An 18,752-nucleotide genomic window follows, 5' to 3' on the forward strand; every position below is an offset into this window, starting at 1 on the left:
AGGGGCCGCCTCCCGGAAACCACCGGGAGGCGGCCCCTTCGGCGTGTCCGGCGGGCGCGGGCCCGCAGGGGCGGGAACGCAGTAACGGGGACGCAGAGGCCGACACACCTGAACCGACACGCAGAGGCCGGCCCCCCGCGGTTGCGCCGCGGGGGGCCGGCCTCGACTGCCGCCGACCGTCAGTCCTGTTCCGCCATCAGCCCGTCGAGCACCCCGGCGAGCCCGGCGACGTGCGGCGGCTGCAGCACGCCGAGGTGGTCGCCGCCGACCCGGTGGACCTCCAGGCCCCCGGGGGTCAGCTCGGTCCAGCGCGTCACGTAGTCCCGGAAGGACTGGCCGGAGGCCACGTCGTGCGCGCCGCCGGCGAGTTCGTCGCCGATCAGCAGGTGCATCCGCCCCGGGTAGGGCCGGTGCCGGTACCCGAGGGTGGCCTGGGCCAGCTCGCGCCAGACCTTCAGCCGGCCCGCCCAGAAGGTGTCACCGGGCCGGGGCGCCAACTTGGGGCCCTCGTCGATGACGTGGTCGAGCACCTTGAGGAACTCCGCCTGCAGGAGTTCGATCTCCTCCTCCCCCTCCGCAAGGTCGAGCTCGCCGAGCAGGCTCTCGCCGCGGGCGAGCATCGCCGCCTCGTCCCACAGGTTCCGGCGGGTGTGGCTGTCCAGGGCGGGGTCGAGCAGGGCGAAGGTGACCTGTTCGCCGTCCTGGTGCAGCCGGTGCGCCAGTTCGCTGGTGACCGGTCCGGCCCCGCACCAGCCGAGCAGGTGGTACGGGCCGGTGGGCCGGATGGCCCGGATCCGGGCGAGGAACTGCTCGGCGACGCGGCCGATGCTCTGCGGGGAGGCGACGTCGCGGTGCAGGCCGGGCCACTCCAGGCCGACCACCCGGCGGTCCTCGGCGAGGTGTTCGGCCAGGTGGACGTACCACTGGGCGCCGCCCGGGTAGACGCAGAACAGCGGTGCCCGCCCGCCCTCGCGCCGCAGCCACAGCACGGAGTCCGCGAGGTCGTCCGCGGCGTTCGCCGGGTCGGCGACGAGCGCGGGCGCGAGGTCGGCGGCGACGGCGGGGTCGATCGCCCGGGCCAGCTCGGCGACCGTACGGTGCTGGTAGAAGTCGCGGAAGGCGACCGCCGTCCCGTGCTCCTCCCGGAGTTTGACGATCACCCGCATCGCGATCAGCGAGTGCAGGCCGAGGTCGGTGAAGGAGTCGTCCATGCCGATCCGGGGCAGGCCCAGCACCTCGGCGAGCGCCGTCGCCAGGATGCCCTCGATCGCGGTGCGCGGCGCCAGGTACGGCGTGGCGGGGAGGCTGTCGGCCTCGGGCTCGGGCAGGGCGTGCGGGTCGACCTTGCCGCTGCGGGTCAGCGGCAGGGCGTCCAGCAGGACGAAGGCGGACGGGACGAGGTACTCGGGCAGGTGCCCGAGCAGCCAGTCCCGCAGCTCCACGGGCTGGATGTCCGCGCCCTCGCGCGGCACGACGTACGCGACCATGCTGCGGTCGCCGCCGGCCGCGGTGCGCACCCGGACGGCGACCTCCCGGACCGCCCCGTGGCGACGGAGCATGCCCTCCACCTCGCCGGGCTCGACCCGGTAGCCGCGGATCTTCACCTGGTTGTCCGCCCGGCCGCCGAACTCCAGCAGGCCGTCCTCCCGGTAGCGGGCCAGGTCCCCGGTGCGGTAGAGCCGGGCGCCGGGCGCGGCCGCGTAGGGGTCCGGGACGAAGCGCTCGGCGGTCAGCGCGGGCCGCTCGGCGTAGCCGCGGGCCAGCTGGGCGCCGCCGATGTACAGCTCGCCCATGACGCCGACCGGGACGAGCCGCTGGTCGCGGTCGAGGATCCGCATCACCGTGTTGGCCACCGGCCGGCCGATCGGCACCGGGCCTTCGGGCAGGCTGTCGGCGCGGGACTTCAGGATGCAGCAGCCGACGGTCGCCTCGGTCGGGCCGTAGTGGTTGACCACCGCCGTGTCCGGGGCGTGTTCGGTCCAGGCGCTGAGCGCCTCGCGGGTGAGCTCCTCGCCGCCGACCACCAACCGGTCGGTGGCGGAGGCGAGCGCGGCGGGCGGCAGGGTCTGGTTGAGCAGCGCCAGGTGGGTGGGGGTCAGCTTGACCAGGCCGAATCCGCCGCGCTCCAGGACGGCGACCAGGCCGTCCAGGCCGGGGGTGCCGTCGTCCTCGGTGAGGGTGACCGGCCGCCCGGAGAGCAGCGCGGGGAAGAGCGAGGTGACCGGCAGGTCGAAGGCCATCGCGGAGTACAGCGGCGAGCCGGTGCCGTGCACGTCCGGGAACTCGGCGCCCGCCCAGGTCGCGTAGTTGACCAGGGAGCGGTGCTCGATCATCACCCCCTTGGGGGTGCCGGTGGAGCCGGAGGTGTAGACGATGTACGCCAGGTTGGCGGGCGTGGCGATCGGGCCGAGGTCGTCCCCGTCCTGCGCGTCGGTCTCCGCGTCGCGGTCGAGCAGCACGGCCTCGGCGGGCAGGCCCGCGACCAGCGGGGCCAGCTCCGCCTGGGTGAGGACGGCCGCGGCGCCGGTCTCGGCGAGCACGCCGGCCAGCCGCCGGGCCGGGTGCGCGGGGTCGAGCGGCAGGTAGGCGGCACCGGACTTGAGGACCGCGAGCAGCGCCGCGACCAGGTCCGGGCCCCGCCGCAGCAGGACCCCGACCTTCGACTCGGGGCCGACGCCGAGCCCGCGCAGCCGCCGGGCGATCCGGTTGGCGCGGGCGTTGAGTGAGGCGTAGTCGACGGTGCTGCCGTCGGCGCAGTGCAGCGCGGCCGCGTCCGGGGTGCGGGCGGCCTGCTGCTCGAACAGCTCGTGCACGCAGGCGTCCGGGGCGGCCGTCCGGGGGCCGGTCGCGAACCGGTCGAGCAGTTCGCGCTCCTCGGCGGCGAGGGCGTCGGCGCCGGAGTCGCCCAGCGGGTCGGCGGCCATCGCCTCCAGGATCCGCCGGTACAGCCCGGCCAGCCGCTCCCCGTTGGCCCGGCTGATCCGCTCCGGGCGGCCGTAGAGGACGAACACGCCGGGGAAGGTCGAGGCGTCCAGCGCGAACTCGTTCGGGCTGACGTCGACGACCTTGCCGGAATCGATCTGCCGGTCGTCCAGGACGTGGAAGTCCAGGTAGGTGAAGGACACCTCGACCAGCGGGCTGCCGTCGCCCCAGGCGCGCTGCATCTCCGGCAGCGGGAAGCGGCGGTGCGGCCAGGCGGCCACCTCGGCGGCGAAGACCTGCCCCACCAGCTCGCGCCACGTGCCGCCGGTCAGTTCGACGCCGAGCGGCACGGTGTTGAGGTGCATGCCGCGCACCAGCTCGCCGCCGTCCGTCTCCAGGCGCCCGTTGAAGACCAGTCCGCTGTGGAAGCGGCGGCTGCCGCTGATCACGGCCATCGCCTTCAGGTGCGCGGCGAACAGCACGCTCTTGAGCGGCACCCCGCCGGCCGCGGCCAGCGCGCGCAGGCCCGGCTCCAGGTCGTGGAACGGAACGGTGACCTGGTACGGCCGCTCGCCGGCCGCCGGGTCGGCGGCCCAGGACGGCGGCAGGACGACGCGCTCGAAGTCGCCGACCCGCTGCTGCCAGAACGCGCGGTCCTCGGTGCCGGCGAGGGAGCGCCGCTCCAGCGCGATGTGGTCGGCGTAGCGGACGGTGTGCCGCTGCCCGGTGTCGGCCGGGGCCCGCCCGTCGCGGATCGCCCGGTAGTCGCGCATCACCTCGTCGATCAGCGAGTGGTGGCTCCAGCCGTCGAGGATCGCGTGGCACTCGATGAAGGAGAACGTCCAGCGGTCGTCGGCGGTCTGGTGGACGTGGAAGCGCAGCATCGGCGCCCGGCCGATGTCGAAGGGCGTGCGGCGGGTCCGGGTGGTGAACTCCGTGAGCTCGGCCTGGATCCGCTCCTCGTCGAGCCCGCGCAGGTCGTCGTGGCCGACCTCCACCGTCCCGTCTGCGTGGACGAGCTGGAGCGGCTCGGAGTACCCGGTGAGGTCGAAGCTGGTGCGCACGATCTCGTGCCGCCGGGCGAGCCGGGCCGCGGCCTCCCGCATCGCGCGCAGCGAGAACGGCGCGTCGTCGACGAACGGGAACAGCGTGATGTTGTGGTACGGGCTCTCGTCCCGGTCTGCGAGCATCTGGTAGACCATCGCGGCCTGCACCATGGCGAGCGGGTAGGCGTCCACCAGGCCGGGCGGCAGGGCGGCGCGGTCGGCTGCCGAGAGCAGCTCGAACGGCGCCACCCGCTGCTCCTCCACGCCGGCCGGTCCGCCGGGCGCGGCCTGGTCGGCGAACCGGGCCAGGCTCTCGACGCTCTGGTGCACCAGCAGGTTCTGCACCGTCAGGTCGATCCCGCGCCGCCGCAGCGCGCCGACGACCTTGATCGCCCGGATGGAGTCGCCGCCCAGGTGGAAGAAGTTGTCGAGGGCGCCGACCCGGGGCAGGCGCAGGACCTCGGCCCAGGTCTCGGCGACGACCCGCTCGGTGCCGGTGCGCGGGGCGACGTGCTCGGCGCCGCCGAGCGCGCGGTGGGCCTCGGGGGCGGGCAGGGCACGGCGGTCGATCTTGCCGTTGGCCGTCATCGGGAAGGCCGCCAGCGGGACGAAGACCGCCGGCACCATGTAGCCGGGCAGCGTCCGGCCCAGGGCCGCGCGCAGCTCCGCCACGTCGAGGGTGCTGCCTGCCCGGGGGGCGACGTACGCGACCAGGCGGGCCTCCCGCTCCTCGGCGCCGCGGTGCGCGATCACCAGGCTCTTGTCCACGTCGGGGAGGGCGCCGATGGCCGCCTCGATCTCGCCGGGCTCGATCCGGTGGCCGCGGATCTTCACCTGGCTGTCGGCCCGGCCGAGGAACTCCAGTTCGCCGTCGGCGCCGTAGCGGGCGAGGTCCCCGGTGCGGTACATCCTGGCGCCCGGTGTGCCGGCGTACGGGTCGGGCAGGAAGCGTTCGGCGGTCAGCCCCGGGCGGTTCAGGTAGCCGCGGGCCAGGCCGGGCCCGGAGACGTGGAGCTGGCCCGGGACGCCGATCGGCACCGGGTTGAGCTCCGCGTCGAGGAGGTGGAGCCGCAGGTCGCCGAGCGGGCGGCCGATCGGGCTGCGCCGGGCACCGGCGGTCTCCTCGGCCCGCACCGGGCGGTGGGTGACGTGGACGGTGGTCTCGGTGATGCCGTACATGTTCACCAGGACGGGCCGCCGGTCGCCGAACCGCTCGAACCAGGGCCCCAGTTCGGCCACGTCCAGCGCTTCGCCGCCGAAGACCACGGTCCGCAGCGACAGGGCCTCGGGGCGCAGGTCGGCCAGCGCGACGGCCTCCTGCAGGCCGCGGAAGGCCGAGGGGGTCTGGTTGAGCACGGTGACGCGCTCGGCGACCAGCAGGTCGAGGAAGTCCTGCGGGGAGCGCGAGACGGCGAACGGCACCACCACGACCCGGCCGCCGTTCAGCAGCGCGCCCCACAGCTCCCAGACCGAGAAGTCGAAGGCGTAGGAGTGGAACAGCGTCCACACGTCGTCCGGGCCGAAGCCGAAGTCCTCCTGGCAGGAGCGCAGCAGGCGCAGCACGTTGGCGTGCGTGACGGGGACGCCCTTGGGGGCGCCGGTGGAGCCGGAGGTGTGGATGACGTAGGCGGTGTTGCCGGACGTCGCCAGCGGGGTGGGGTCGGTGTCGGGCCAGTCCCGGTCGGCCTCGTCGAGCAGCACGGTGGTGACGTTCTCCTCGCCGGTGCTCCGGTCGGCGACCAGGACGGTCGCCCCGGCATCGGCGAGGATGTAGGCGAGCCGGTCGGCCGGCTGGCCCGGGTCCAGCGGGAGGTAGCCCGCACCGGACTTGAGCACACCGAGCAGCGCCACCACCAGGCCGAGCCCGCGCTCGCAGCGCACGCCGACCAGGCTCTCCGGGCCGGCGCCGAGCGCACGCAGCCGGTGGGCCAGCCGGTTGGCCCGGGCGTTCAGTTCCGCGTACGTCAGCGAGACGCCGTCGCAGGTCGCGGCGGGGGCGTCGGGGGTGCGCTCCACCCACTGCCGGAACACCTCGGGCAGGGTCTCATCGGCCGGGTAGCTGCGGCCGGCTCCGCTCCAGGACGCGAGGAGTTCGCGCTCGGCGTCGGGCAGCAGGTCGAGCCGGTTGACCGGCCGGCCGGGGTCGGCGGCTATTCCGGCCAGCAGCCGCAGGTAGTGCGCGACGGTCCGCTCGATCGTCTCCGGGTCGAACAGCGCGGTGGCGTACTCCAGTTCGCCGCTGATGGAGCCGTCGGCGGCAGTGGTGAGCGCGAGCGAGAGGTCGAACTTGGCGGGGTGCCAGTCCACCGCCTGCAGCTCGGCGCGCAGCGCACCCGGCTCGGCCGGGGTGTGCGCGGCGAGCTGGAAGACCACCTGGAAGATCGGGTTGCGGGAGGGGTCGCGTTCGGGCGCCAGCTCGTCGACCAGCCGCTCGAACGGGGTCTCCTGGTGGGTGAACGCGCCGAGCGCGGACTCCCGCACGCGGCCGAGCAGTTCCAGGAACGACGGGTCGCCGGCGAGGTCGGCGCGCAGGGCGACGGTGTTGGCGAACAGGCCCACCATGGCCTGGACGTCGGCCTGCTCCCGGCCCGCGACGGGGGTGCCGACCACCACGTCGGTCTGCCCGCAACTGCGGCCCAGCAGGAGCTGGAAGGCCGCCAGGAAGACCATGAACGGGGTGGCGCCCCGGCTTCGGCCCAACTCCTCCAGCGGCGCGACGAGTTCGGCCGGAACGGTGAACATCGCGACGGCGCCGGCGGCGTCCCGGACCGGACCGCGGGGCCGGTCGGTGGGCAGCGCGAGCGGGGTCAGGTCGGCCAGGGTGTCGCGCCAGTAGGCGAGTTGAGAGGCCAGCCGGTCGCCGGACAGCTGCTCGCGCTGCCAGGCGGCGAAGTCCGCGTACTGCACGGCGGGCGGGCCGAGCGGGTCCGCCCGGCCGGCCGCGAACGCCTCGTAGAGCCGTCCGAGTTCGCCGAGCAGGACGTCCTCCGACCAGCCGTCCGACGCGATGTGATGGATCGTCAGCAGCAACGCGTACGCGTCGCCGGGGAGCTTGGCGAGCAGCGCCCGGACGGGGTGCCCGGCAGCCAGGTCGAACGGCTGCCGGCCGTCCTCGGCCACCAGCTCGGCGAGCCGGCGCTCGGCCTGCTCCGGCCCGTCGGACGCCAGGTCGACGGTGGTCAGGGCGATCGGCCCCGGTGCGTCGATCACCAGCACCGGCTCGTCGTCCACGGCCGGGTAGCGGGTGCGCAGCACCTCGTGCCGGGCGACCAGCGCGTCCAGCGCGCGCCGCAGCGCCACCGGATCCACCGGTCCCGGCAGGCGCAGCAGCAGCGGCATCAGGTACTCGACGCCGCCCGGCCGGAGCCGGTCGAGCACCCACATCCGGCGCTGCGCGAACGACAGCGGGAGCGCGCCGTCCCGCGGCACGGGGGCGATCCCCTCCTGCCGCTTCTTCGTCAAGCCGCTGAGGCGCCGCTGCAGCAGCTCCGTGCGGGAGCTCGGGCTCGTGCTCATCCTTCGCCTTCCTGTGCGTGCGACCGGGTCAGCGGTCCGGTGACGCTCCACCGGCCCGGCGTCAGCCTGCCGACTGCGGGAAAGGGGCGGCAGGGTCAGCACGGCCGAGGTTCCGGCGGCGAACTGCGCGCGTGACTGCCGGTCCTTCTCTGGGCCCGGGGCGGCCGGCCTCCCAGCATCGGACCATGACCGACACCGTGCGCGAGGAAGTCCCCCGGAACGTCCCGCCGCTGCTGCGCAACCGGGACTTCCTGCTGCTCTGGCAGGGAGCGGCGGTCTCCGGGCTCGGATCCAACGCCTCCAGTGTGGCGTACCCGCTGCTGGTCCTCGCGCTGACCGGGTCCCCGGCCGACGCGGGAGCCGCCGGCTTCGTCGCACTGGTGCCGCAACTCCTGTTCCAGCTCCCGGCGGGAGCCCTGGTCGACCGCTGGAACCGCCGACGGACGATGATCTGGTGCGACGTGCTGCGCATCCTGGCCATCGGCAGCGTCGCGGCGGCCCTGCTGCTGGACCGGCTGTCGTTGCCGCACATCCTCGCGGTGGGCTTCACCGAGGGCACGCTGACGGTGTGCTTCCAGATCGCCGCCTCGGCGGCCGTCCCCAACGTGGTGCACCCGTCCCAGCTCGCCGCCGCGCTCTCCCGCAACGAGGCGCGGGCCCGCGGCGCCACGATGCTCGGCAAACCGCTGGGCGGCGCCCTGTTCGGCTTCGGCCGCGCACTGCCGTTCCTCTTCGACGCCGTCAGCTACCTGTGGTCGCTGGTCTCCCTGCTGCTGATCCGCACCGAGTTCCAGGCCGAACGGCGCCCCCGCAGCGGCCCGCTGCACCGCGAACTCACCGAAGGCGTCCGCTGGTTGTGGCGCCAGCCGTTCATCCGCACCACGACCTTCCTGATCGCGGGCAGCAACCTGCTGTTCCAGGCGGTGTTCCTGACGGTCATCCTGATGGCGCGCGACCAGGGCGGCTCACCGGCACAGATCGGCGTGATGTTCGGCCTGGGAGCGGTCGGCGGGGTGCTGGGCTCCCTGCTGGCGCCCGAGCTGGAACGGCGGCTGTCGATGCGGACCGTGGTGATCGGCGCCAACTGGGCCTGGGCGCTGCTGGTCCCGGTGCTCCTGGTGGTCCACGGCCCGTACCTGATCGGCGCGGTGTACGCCCTGATGTGCTTCGTCGGGCCGGTGTGGAACGTGGTGACCTCCGCCTACCAGCTCGCCGTCACCCCGGACGCCATCCAGGGCCGGGTGATCGGCGCGGTCGGCCTGATCGCCTTCGGTGCCGTCCCGCTGGGTTCGCTGATCGGCGGCGAGTTGCTCGCGCGGTTCGGGGCGCACTCCACCGTGGTGGTCCTGGCCGCCTGGATGGTCCTGCTCGGCGCGACCGCCACCCTCAGCCCCTCGGTGCGCTCCGCGCCGTCCCTGGCCGGCGCCGCCCCCGGGCAGCCGGCCGCCGACGACGGCGCCACCGCGGCCGGGGCCGAGGACGAGGACGAGGACGAGGACGCAGCCGGCATCACCGACGCCACCGCCGCCGAGTCCGCTCCGAGCGCGTGACGCGTGACCCGTGGCGCGTGGCCCGCGGCGCGTGAGTGCCGCGTCGCGTACGCCGGCCCGTACGCCGTCCTGCGGCCGTCCGGCGCGGGTGCGCCGCCGCCGGGGTGACCGGCCGGTCCGCCGTGCGCTGCGGGCTTCGCGGCCCGGGGACACAGCGGCACCGCGCGCATGCTCGTCCCGCTGCCCGTTTGTCTCTTGCCGCCGTTCCCCACAGCCCGGCAGGCTCGCCCCGTCGCAGTGTCAAACCTCAAGACCAGGAGGGTAGTTGTGGCCGAGGAAGCCACCGAAACCTGCACGTCCCGGATCGCCGTCGACGATGTGGAGCCGCACACCGGGCCCGCGTGGACCGGGACGCGGCCGACGAGCCCGCGCCGCCGCACCACCGGCGACACCATCGACGGGGCCCGTGCGCATGTCTGACACCGTGCCGGCCGGTGTACTCCGGACCGTGGGCCGAACGCCGCTGGTCGAGCTGACCAGAATCGACCCGACCAGCCACTTCCGCCTCTTCGCCAAGCTGGAGGCGCACAACCCGGGCGGTTCCATCAAGGACCGCTCCGCACTGGAGCTGTTGAGCGAGGGCATCCGCTCGGGCCGGCTGATCCCCGGGCTGTCGGTCGTCGTCGAGTCCAGCTCCGGCAACCTGGGCATCGGACTCGCCCAGGTCTGCGGGTACTTCGGGATCCGCCTCATCTGCGTGGTGGACCCCCGCGCCAACCGGCAGAACATCGCGATCATGCGGGCGCTGGGCGCCGAGGTCGAGGTGGTCACCCGGACCGACCCGGCCACCGGCGAGTACCTGCCGGTGCGGATCCGGCGGGTGCGCGAGATCCTCGCCAGGACCGAACACGCCTACTGGCCGGACCAGTACTCGAACCCGCTCAACCCGCGCTCGCACCACGCGACCATGCGGGAGATCCGGGAGGCCCTGCCCGGCGGCCCGGACTACCTGTTCTGCGCGACCAGTTCCTGCGGAACCCTGCGCGGCTGCGCCGAGTACGCGCGGGAGCAGCAGCTCCCGGTGACCATCGTGGCCGTCGACGCCGAGGGCAGCGTCATCTTCGGGCGCCGGCCCGCGCCCCGGCTCATCCCCGGCCACGGCGCCGCCGTCCGGCCGGCACTCCACCAGGACGGCCTGGCGGACGAGGTGGTGCACGTCAGCGATCTGGACTGCGTGGTCAACTGCCGGCGCCTGGCGCACCGCGAGGCCATCCTCGCCGGCGGCTCGTCGGGCGCGGTGCTCGCCGCGGTCCGGCAGATGGGCGACCGGATCCCGCCCGGCGCAACCTGCGCGGTGATCCTCCCCGACCGGGGTGAGCGCTACCTCGACACGATCTACGACGACGACTGGGTCACGTCGCACTTCGGCGACGTCACCCACCTGTGGAGGGAGAACGGTCCGATGGCCGAGGTGACACCATGCTGATCCTGACAGCCCGCGAGGTCCGGCAGGTCCTGGACGGTGCGGAGCACCAGGTGGTCGAGGCGGTGAGCCGGGCGTACCGCCTGCACGCCGCCGGCCGGACCGCGCTCCCCCACTCGCTCTTCCTGCGCTTCCCCGAGGAGGCCCGCAACCGGATCATCGCCCTGCCCGGCTACCTCGGGAACACCGGGGACGCCGACGACCGGGAGCCGGTCGCCGGCATCAAGTGGATCTCGTCCTTCCCGGGCAACCTGGCCTCCGGACTGGAGCGCGCCTCGGCCGCGATCATCCTCAACTCGATGCGCACCGGCCACCCCGAGGTGCTGCTGGAGGGCTCGGTGATCTCCGCCCGGCGCACCGCGGCCAGCGCCGCCCTCGCCGCCGCCACGCTCGCCCCGCAGGAGCCGCAGACCGGCGCCACCCTGATCGGCTGCGGCGTGATCAACTTCGAGGTGCTCACCTTCCTGCGCGCCCTGCTGCCCGACCTGACCGAGGTCACCCTGTTCGACCTCGACCCGGCCCGCGCCCAGGCGTTCGCCGAACGGTGCGCGGCCCGGTTCCCCGGGCTCAAGACCACCACGGCCGACCGGATCGAGGACGCCCTGGCGGCCCACCGCCTGGTCTCCCTGGCCACCACCGCCTCCACCCCGCACCTGGACCCCTCCCCCTGCCGACCGGGGACGCTGCTGCTCCACCTGTCCCTGCGTGACCTCGCCCCGGAGACCATCTTGTCCAGCGTCAACATCGTCGACGACGGCGACCACGTCTGCCGCGAGTCCACCTCCCTTCACCTCGCCGAACAGCAGACCGGCCACCGCGACTTCATCGCCGACTCGATCGGCGCCGTCCTCACCGGCGGCCGCCACCACCGCGACCCCGAGGCGCTGACGGTCTTCTCGCCCTTCGGCCTGGGCGTCCTCGACCTCGCCGTCGCCGACCTGGTCCACCACAGGGCGCAGGAGCAGGGCCTCGGCACCGACGTCCCGGACTTCCTCAGTCCGGGAGCGTAGGAGCCCGGACGCGTCGGGACGCGTGGAAACGCGCAGGGACGCGTCGGGACGCGATGCCGGGCGGGGCGGGGACCGAGGCGTCCCCGCCCCGCCCGGCTTCGCCCGGCATCACCCGGCCCCGTCCGGCATCGCCCGGAGCCCCCGGTCACTTCCCCCGATCAGTCCCCGCACAGCGCCCGGGCGAGGCGGCACAGCTCCGCGCGGTCCGCGCTGCCCGTCTTCTGGAGCAGGCTGGCGATGTGCTTCTCCACCGTCCGGGGCGAGATGGACAGCCGCTGGGCGACGTCCTGGTTCCCGAGGCGCTCCACGAGCAGGGCGAACACGTCGTACTCACGCGGCGTCACCCCGCTCGCCCGCAGCGCCTCGGGGATCAGCTCCCGCCCGCTGCGCCGCTGGGCGACCGACACGCCCGCCTGCCGGATCAGCGACCGGCAGGCGCCGGCGACGGAGCGTACGCCGGCCTCGTGGAAGTACTCCTCCGCGGTCCGCAGCCAGGCGACCGGCTCGCCCCAGCCGTCGGCGAGGGCGGCCTCGGCGACCAGGCGCAGTCCGAGGTGCCGGGCGGTCGGGAACCCCCGGGACGCCTGCAGCGCCTGCTCCACCCGGCCGGCGGCCTCCCCGCCGCGGCCCTCGCGTCCGAGCAGGACGGCGTCGGCCAGCAGCATGAACTGCCGGTTCCACGCCAGGGCGGCGGCCGGCGCCGCCAGGACCGTCGCGTACGCCGTGCGGTCGGCGGTGCCCGCGAGGACGCCGAGCAGCGCACCGAGGCCGTACCGTCCGCTGAGGTAGAACACGTTGGGGTGCCGGTCCTCCCAGGCGGCCGCGGCGGCGAGGTCGGCACCCGCCCGGGCGCGGTTCTCCTCCAGGAGCGCGCAGAACGCCCGGCACAGGCCGTGCAGGACCGGCGTGAGGAAGGAGTCCGAGTCGTCGGCCTGCTCGAAGCGGAGCAGCTCCCGCTCCATCTGCCGCCGCCGGCCCTGGTGGGCGGCGAGGGTGGCGGCCACCAGCAGCAGGTAGCGGTGGCTGCCCAGGTTGCGCATCCGGGCGCTCGGCTCCAGGCAGCGGTCGATGATCTCCCGGGCGGCCGTGAAGTCGGCGCGCTGCAGGGCGTCCATGGCCAGCAGGCCTTCCGCGTGCTGGGCGAGGACGAGGGCGCCCAGGTCGCGGGCGGCGTCCCTGGCCTCCCGGATCCTACGCGCGTCACCGGTGCGCATGAAGGCGTTCCCGCCGAGCCGCAGCAGCGCCTCCACCCGCCAGACCGGCAGGGTGTGCGTCTCCGCGACGGCGAGCATCCGCTCCAGGCAGGCGTCCGCGTCGTCGAAGCCGCGTTCGCGGGCCAGCAGGGCGAGCAGCTGCCACGCCTGGCAGGCCACCACCGGAAGCTTCTCGCGCTCGGCGACCTCGGCCGCCTCGCGGGCCAGCCGCTCGGTCTCCGCCGTCGCCCCGCCGTGGCCGGGCAGCAGCGCCAGGTGGCCCTCGACCACGGCCAGGGCGGCGGTCTGGCGGGGATCGCCGGAGCCGCCGAGCTGCGCACGGGCCGCGGCGATCTGCGTCCGGGTGTCGGCAGCGCGCTCGGCGATCACCGCCGCCCAGGCGAGCCTGGTGTGCAGGGCGATGCGACGCTCGATGTCCAGCGCGTCGGCCCCGGCCGCCGGCAGCGACTCGGCCAGCGCGAACACCCGGTCCAGCTGACCGGCCTCGGCCAGCGCGTAGACCAGCGACTCGATGACGTCGGTGCGGTCGGACGCCGCGGCCGACTCGTGGGCCCGCTCCAGCAGCTTCACCGCGGTGGCGGAGGCCCCCGCGGCGAGCGCCCGGCGGCCCGCCTCGGCGTAGAGCAGCGCCGCCCCCGCCCGGTCACCGCCCAGCTCCCGCAGGCGCGCCACCAGCTGGCAGCGCCCGTCGGCGAGCGCCGGGTCGGCCGCCAGGATCGCCTCGGCCGCCCGGCGGGCGATCACGGCCCGCTCGGCCGGCGGCAGCCCGGCGAGCAGGGCCTCCGCGGTGAGCGCGTGCCGGAAGGCGTACTGGTCGACGGCGGTGGAGTCGGGGACGACGAAGCCCGAGGCGGCCGCCGCCGCCAGGTGGTCGAGCAGCAGCCGCATGCTGTGGCCGGTGATCAGCTGGAGCGTGCCGAGCGAGAAGCCGGTGCCCAGGGTGGCGGCGAGCAGCAGCAGGTCGCGCACCTGGGGATCGAGCTGCTCCAGTCGGTGCCGCAGGCCGCTGACCACGCTGGCCGGCACGGCGGCCGCCAGGTCGCCGACGACCACCCAGCCGTCGCCGTCCTGGCGCAGCGCCCCGGAGCCGACCATCTCGGTCAGCAACTCCTCGACGAGGTAGGGGTTCCCGTTGCTGATGGTGCTCAGCCGGTCGACCACCGCAGCGGGCACCTGCTCGGAGCCCAGCTCCAGACAGCCCGCGGCGAGCGCGCCGATCTGCGTCGGCCCGAGCGGCTCCAGGGCGGCCAGCGAGGCGACCCGGCGCCGCTCACCGCCCCGGGCCAGCTCCAGGGCGGCGCCCGGCTCGGGCCGCAGGGTGGCCACCAGGAGGACGGGCAGTCCGGCCAGGTTGTCGACCAGGTAGTCCACCACGGCGATGGTGTCCGAGTCGGCCTCGTGCAGGTCCTCCAGGACGAGCAGGCAACCACCGTCCCGGCCGAGCACGGCCAGCAGCCGCAGCACGGCCTCGGCCAGCTCGACGGCACTCTCCGGGTAGCCGGGCACGGCCGTGTGCCGCCACTGCGGGATCACCAGGCCCAGCGCCGGACGGTAGGGCTCCAGCTCCGGGTCGTCGGGGACACCGACGACCCGGAAGCGGGAGTTCAACGCCTCGATGAGCGGGCGGTACGGGATCCCGGCACTGGTCGGGCTGCCGCGTCCGCGCAGCACCGGCAGGCCCAGCGCCTCGGCCCGGCCGGCACAGTCACCCGCCAGCCGGGACTTGCCTATCCCCGCCTCCCCCACCAGGAAGACCGCGCGGCCCGCATGGGACTGAAGACCGCTCAGGCTGCTCTCAAGCAGCCCGAGTTCGGTCTCACGGCCGATGATCGTCGGGGAAGTGTTGCGCACATTCGCAGGCTACTGTGCCGAAGTTGTGATGAATAGTGATCTCCACAGGAAGGTGGTCGTGCTGCCGCGGGGTGCGCGGCCCGGGCCCGCCTGCCTGTTCCGGCCGGTCCGCCCGCCGGGCGCGCCGGATCCGGCCTGCCCGGCGGTGCGGTCAGTGACGCTCGTCACCCACCACCTTGCTGATGGTGGTCCACGCGCTGGTGGAGCGGAACGCCGTGGGCCCGCTGAGCAGTCGGGACCGGCGGCCGAGCCCGCCGCCGGTCCGCAGCCGGATCTCACCCGCCGGGTGATCGACGGTGGCGGCGCGGTGCGCGCCGGCGGGCTGCATCGGGCGCTGCGCGAGGGCGGTGGTGTTCATGAACGGTGTTCCCTTCCGGCAGATGATCTCGAAGGTCGACGTCCGACGGTCTCGGAGGCGACCGCGGCTGTGACCGCGGTTCGGGCACAGTGGCCCGACCGGGCACAGTGGCCCGACCGGGCACGGTGGTTCGGCTGCGCACGGTGGTCCGCTTTGGCAGGGTGGTTCGGTTTGGCACGGTGGTTCGGTCAGCACGGTCGATCGGCTGCGGACGGTGGTTCGGTCAGCACGGTGGTTCGGTCGGATGGGCTGACGGCGGGGCTCAGGGGTTCGGTGCCCGCAGCAGCAGCGCCGACGGGACGCGGTCGGCGAAGCCGAGCCGCAGCAGGCCGTGGCCGAGGCCGGCCAGACCGGTGAGCAGTCCGGGCGGCGTGATCCCGCCGGGGGCCGGGCAGCGCGGGCCACGCAGGACCGCACCTGCGGCGCGGACCCGGAGTGCCGGACGGTCGGGCATCCGGTGCAGGAGCTCCAGGACGCCCCACTCGCCGTGGCACAGACCGTGATCGGGCAGCGGTCCGGCGCCCGCGAGGTGCCCGACGACCTCGGCGACGGCCTCGGCCGACCCCGGGTCCGCCATCGCCTCGGCCCGGTCCGCGACCGCCAGCGCCACCCCGGCCCGGCCGGTGCACCAGGAGAGGTCGGCCCCGACGGACGGCACCGCGGCCACGGCCGAACGCAGCGCGGCCAGCCCCGACCGGTGGTAGCGGTCGCCGCCCCCGCCGGAGGCGAAACCGAGCAGCGCCCAGCCGACCCCGGCCGCGCCGGTCGCGAAGCCTGGTTCCACCGGGACGGGCGCGGCGGCGAGCCGGTCGGCACAGGCACCCGCGCCGCGCCGGATCCCTGCCGACGGGAACACCCGGTGCGCAGCCAGCAGCGCGACCAGACCGCCCGCGGTGCCGTCGAGCACGCCGAGCGGCTGCTCGGCCCCGGCAGCCCGAACGGTCAGATCGGCCGCCGGCTCGACCAGGGCGCGCAGCCCGGCGTCGTCCAGGGCGACCGCCGTCTGCGCGAGGGCGTACAGGATGCCGCCGAGCCCGGTGAAGGCACCCGAGCCGACCGCGCCCAGGTCCTCGTCCGGGAGCGCGGCGAGGCGCTCCAGCAGTTCCGGCACCGGGTGCAGCGCGGCAAGCGCCGTGTCCGCGTAGCGGTCCGTGCCGGTGACCGCGGCGAGTTGGGCGAGGAACAGGGCGACCCCGGCGTATCCGTGCCCCAGGTCGGCACCGCAGGGCGCGAGCCTGCGGTACCGCTCGCCGAGCAGCTCCATGGCCAGCCAGTTCGCCCGCCCCGGCCCCCGGTGCGCCTGCTCGACCAGCAGGTCGCCGATGTCCCGGGCCGCGGCGAGCAGCCGCTCGGGAGCGGGCAGTTCAGCGTCCTGTTCGCGGGTGCGCGGGCCGGGCACCGCGGCGGGATGGGCCGGTTCCGCGGCACGGCAGGCCAGCGACGCCCGGATGATCCGCTCCTGCCCGGCGAGGTCGGCCTCGTCCATCGCCGCCAGGCGCTCCATCACCCGGGCCAGTCCGGGCCGGTCGAGGGCGCCGGGGATGCGAGCACCGGTGCCGCTCCACAGGTCGACGCCACCCGGACGGGCGGTGAACACCGGCACGTCGCCGTCCCACAGCTCGGCGACCTCGTGGTCGAGCAGCCCCGGCCAGCCCTGGTCGTCCACGGCGTCCGTACCGAGCAGCCGCAGCAGCCCCTCCCGGTCGCCCGGCTCCCGCAGCACGTCGGGGTGGGTCGCCTCGGCGAGGACCGTCGCGTAGACCTGCGTGGCCCGGGTCACCACCCGGACCTCGTCGGCCGCGAAGCGCCGCAGCAGTCCGGCCAACTCCCGCCGGCCCGTCAGGATCGCGCGGTAGCCAGCGCGGAAACCGGCCACCAGCGCCCCCGCATGAGCCGCGGGCTCGGCCTCGACACCGCCCAGCTGCGGGCGGTTGACCCCGCCGTCGACGACGCCGGGCCGGCGGACCAGCCGCATCTCGTCGGTGCCGGCGGCCTCCCAGCCGACCGCCTCCAACGGCGAGCCGTGACCGGCGCCGCCCCCCAGTCCGGAAAGGTCGAGCGCGGCCTCGTCCCCGAGCACCAGGTGCGGCAGCAGACCGGTCCGCTGGACGGACGCATCCAGCGCGCGGCCCGCCGGGTCGTCGTCGGTGCGGTCCTCGCCCTCGTACCCGGGCGGGTGGAACAACGTCTCGACGTCCACCGGCACCGGGTGGTCGGCGCAGGCGATCAGGTTCTCGTGGTGCAGGTCGGTGAGGTCGAGGACGTGCGCGATGGCGAGCAGCGCACCCTGCCGCCGGTAGAACCGCTCCAGCTCCGACGCGGAGGCGCAGGGCCGGGCCTCGACGAACTCCGTCCAGCCGTAGTCCGGCCGGGCCAGGAGAGCGGGCGTGCGCAACCCGGGTGACCCCGGGCGGGCGTTGAACCAGTCCACCAGTTCGCCGAAGTGGCGGTCGACCGCGAGCGAACGGGGCTTGTAGACCACCCGACTGCCGTCGGCGAAGCCGAGTACCGCCACCCGACGGCCACCTCGGTGCGCATCACCGACGGCCCGGTCCACGGCGACCAACGGGCCCGGGTCGCGCCCGCCCAACAGCCGGGCGACCAGCTCGGAGCGGTCGGCGGCGTACCGGGTGAGCACCTCGGCCGTCGCCGCAACGGAATCCACACAGATACGACCGACCAGCATCGCCAACACCGGGTACTCGGCGAACAACCGCACCAACCCGGACCGGGTACCGGCAGCGGCGACGAAGTCCCGGAACCTGTCCTGCGGACTCGCCCCCGACAGCCGCCCCTCACTCCGGGCCACCCGCAACTCCAGCACCAGCGCCCGCGCCGCCAGGCTGCCGAGCGCGGCAGCCGTGGTCTCGGTGAACTCCTGCACGATGCTGGGCAGTTCGACCACCTGCCCCACCACCGGATCGAGCCTGCCGACCAGCTGCCGCGCAGCCAGCCCCGCGAACGGCGCCATCACGACGGCGAAGCCGGCCGTCCCGGGCAGCGGCCCGACCGGCAGGACGGGCCTGCTGGGAGCTGTGGCGAGAGCGGCCTCGACGAACTCGGCCGATTCGAGGTGTCGCAGGCCCGCGGCCTCCACCGGCGCGAAGGTCGGCGACCACCGCGGCGAGGCGACCGCCTCCGCAACTGCGAGCGCGTTGTCACCGATCACAGCGCAGAGACTGTCAGCCCGCGCAACAGCAGCGCAAGAGGCGGAGAACTGCCTGAATTACCCTACCGAGAAGCGGCCTTGAACCCCTCCGCCGCGGGCGCGTCGCCGCCCGCCGACCAGGGCCTGGCCGGATCCGCCGACTCTACGTCACGACGCCCACGCCCCTCGAAGAAGTCGACCATCTCTCCACTCGCCCTCAAGCGCCCCCTCGGCCTCCGCGTGCGAGTACGCTTCGGTGTCGCAAGACTTCGCACTGACAACTCAGCTCGGATCAGGGAGAGATGAAAGCAAGACCCCAGCTCCTCGCCGAGCTGCCACGCACCCGAACTGAATCAACCAGCGCCCTCTGATCCCCATCCCCGCAGCTCAGCAAGTGTCGGCCCCGCGCTCGCGGGGATGGCTCCTGGTGGGCGCCGAGCACGATTCGGTGATTTCCGTCGGCCCCGCGCTCGCGGGGATGGCTCCACGTCCAGCAGGCGTGGCCCAGGTCCTCGAGAGTCGGCCCCGCGCTCGCGGGGATTGCTCGCGGCAGGTTGAGGCCCAGTACCCGTACCTGCAGTCGGCCCCGCGCTCGCGGGGATTGCTCCCGCCACACCATGCCGACGGTGATGAGCACGGTGTCGGCCCCGCGCTCGCGGGGATGGTCCCTTCGGCGGCGACATGGCCCGGCAGGTGGTCCGGTAGCCCCGCGTT

General features: G+C 74.8%; 8 protein-coding genes and 1 CRISPR repeat array (1 of these 9 running past the window's edge). Of the genes, 4 read left to right on the forward strand and 4 right to left on the reverse strand.

The window, feature by feature from the left end:
- Nucleotides 1–179 precede the first annotated feature (179 nt).
- Nucleotides 180–7,484: an amino acid adenylation domain-containing protein gene (locus tag ACIGG8_RS22515; RefSeq protein WP_396550190.1), complete on the reverse strand. Its 7,305-nt coding sequence runs from the start codon at nucleotides 7,482–7,484 to the stop codon at nucleotides 180–182.
- Nucleotides 7,485–7,669: 185 nt separating this feature from the next.
- On the opposite strand from ACIGG8_RS22515, the gene ACIGG8_RS22520 reads away from it, so the two are divergent.
- From ACIGG8_RS22520 to sbnB, 4 genes are all read left to right on the forward strand, one after another.
- A complete protein-coding gene (locus ACIGG8_RS22520; RefSeq protein WP_396550192.1) occupies nucleotides 7,670–9,034 on the forward strand; it encodes an MFS transporter in 1,365 nt (454 codons plus the stop codon).
- A gap of 267 nt (nucleotides 9,035–9,301) precedes the next feature.
- Nucleotides 9,302–9,454 carry a hypothetical protein gene (locus tag ACIGG8_RS22525; protein ID WP_396550193.1) on the forward strand — a complete coding sequence of 51 codons (153 nt, stop codon included), beginning with the start codon at nucleotides 9,302–9,304 and terminating at the stop codon, nucleotides 9,452–9,454.
- Nucleotides 9,447–10,460 (forward strand): 2,3-diaminopropionate biosynthesis protein SbnA, encoded by a 1,014-nt coding sequence (sbnA, locus tag ACIGG8_RS22530; RefSeq protein ID WP_350525596.1) that lies wholly within the window; start codon nucleotides 9,447–9,449, stop codon nucleotides 10,458–10,460. Before ACIGG8_RS22525 ends, sbnA begins: the two co-directional genes overlap by 8 nt.
- The gene (sbnB, locus tag ACIGG8_RS22535) at nucleotides 10,454–11,467 is read left to right on the forward strand and encodes a 2,3-diaminopropionate biosynthesis protein SbnB (RefSeq protein ID WP_396550194.1); all 1,014 of its coding nucleotides are present in this window, start codon (nucleotides 10,454–10,456) and stop codon (nucleotides 11,465–11,467) included. Before sbnA ends, sbnB begins: the two co-directional genes overlap by 7 nt.
- A 158-nt stretch (nucleotides 11,468–11,625) precedes the next feature.
- On the opposite strand, the gene ACIGG8_RS22540 is transcribed toward sbnB, so the two are convergent.
- The 3 genes from ACIGG8_RS22540 to ACIGG8_RS22550 form a co-directional block, all read right to left on the reverse strand.
- Entirely contained in the window at nucleotides 11,626–14,532 is a 2,907-nt protein-coding gene (locus tag ACIGG8_RS22540; protein WP_396550196.1) for an AAA family ATPase, read from the reverse strand.
- Between the two features lie 151 nt (nucleotides 14,533–14,683).
- On the reverse strand, nucleotides 14,684–14,890 hold the full coding sequence (locus ACIGG8_RS22545; protein ID WP_396550198.1) for a hypothetical protein: 207 nt from the start codon (nucleotides 14,888–14,890) through the stop codon (nucleotides 14,684–14,686).
- Nucleotides 14,891–15,152: 262 nt separating this feature from the next.
- Nucleotides 15,153–18,059 carry a type 2 lanthipeptide synthetase LanM family protein gene (locus tag ACIGG8_RS22550; RefSeq protein ID WP_396550199.1) on the reverse strand — a complete coding sequence of 969 codons (2,907 nt, stop codon included), beginning with the start codon at nucleotides 18,057–18,059 and terminating at the stop codon, nucleotides 15,153–15,155.
- Between the two features lie 375 nt (nucleotides 18,060–18,434).
- A CRISPR array of direct repeats spans nucleotides 18,435–18,752; the repeat unit is 23 nt; unit sequence GTCGGCCCCGCGCTCGCGGGGAT (it continues 9 nt past the right edge of the window).

The sequence above is a fragment of the Kitasatospora sp. NPDC085464 genome (assembly GCF_044541955.1).
GTDB lineage: Bacteria > Actinomycetota > Actinomycetes > Streptomycetales > Streptomycetaceae > Kitasatospora.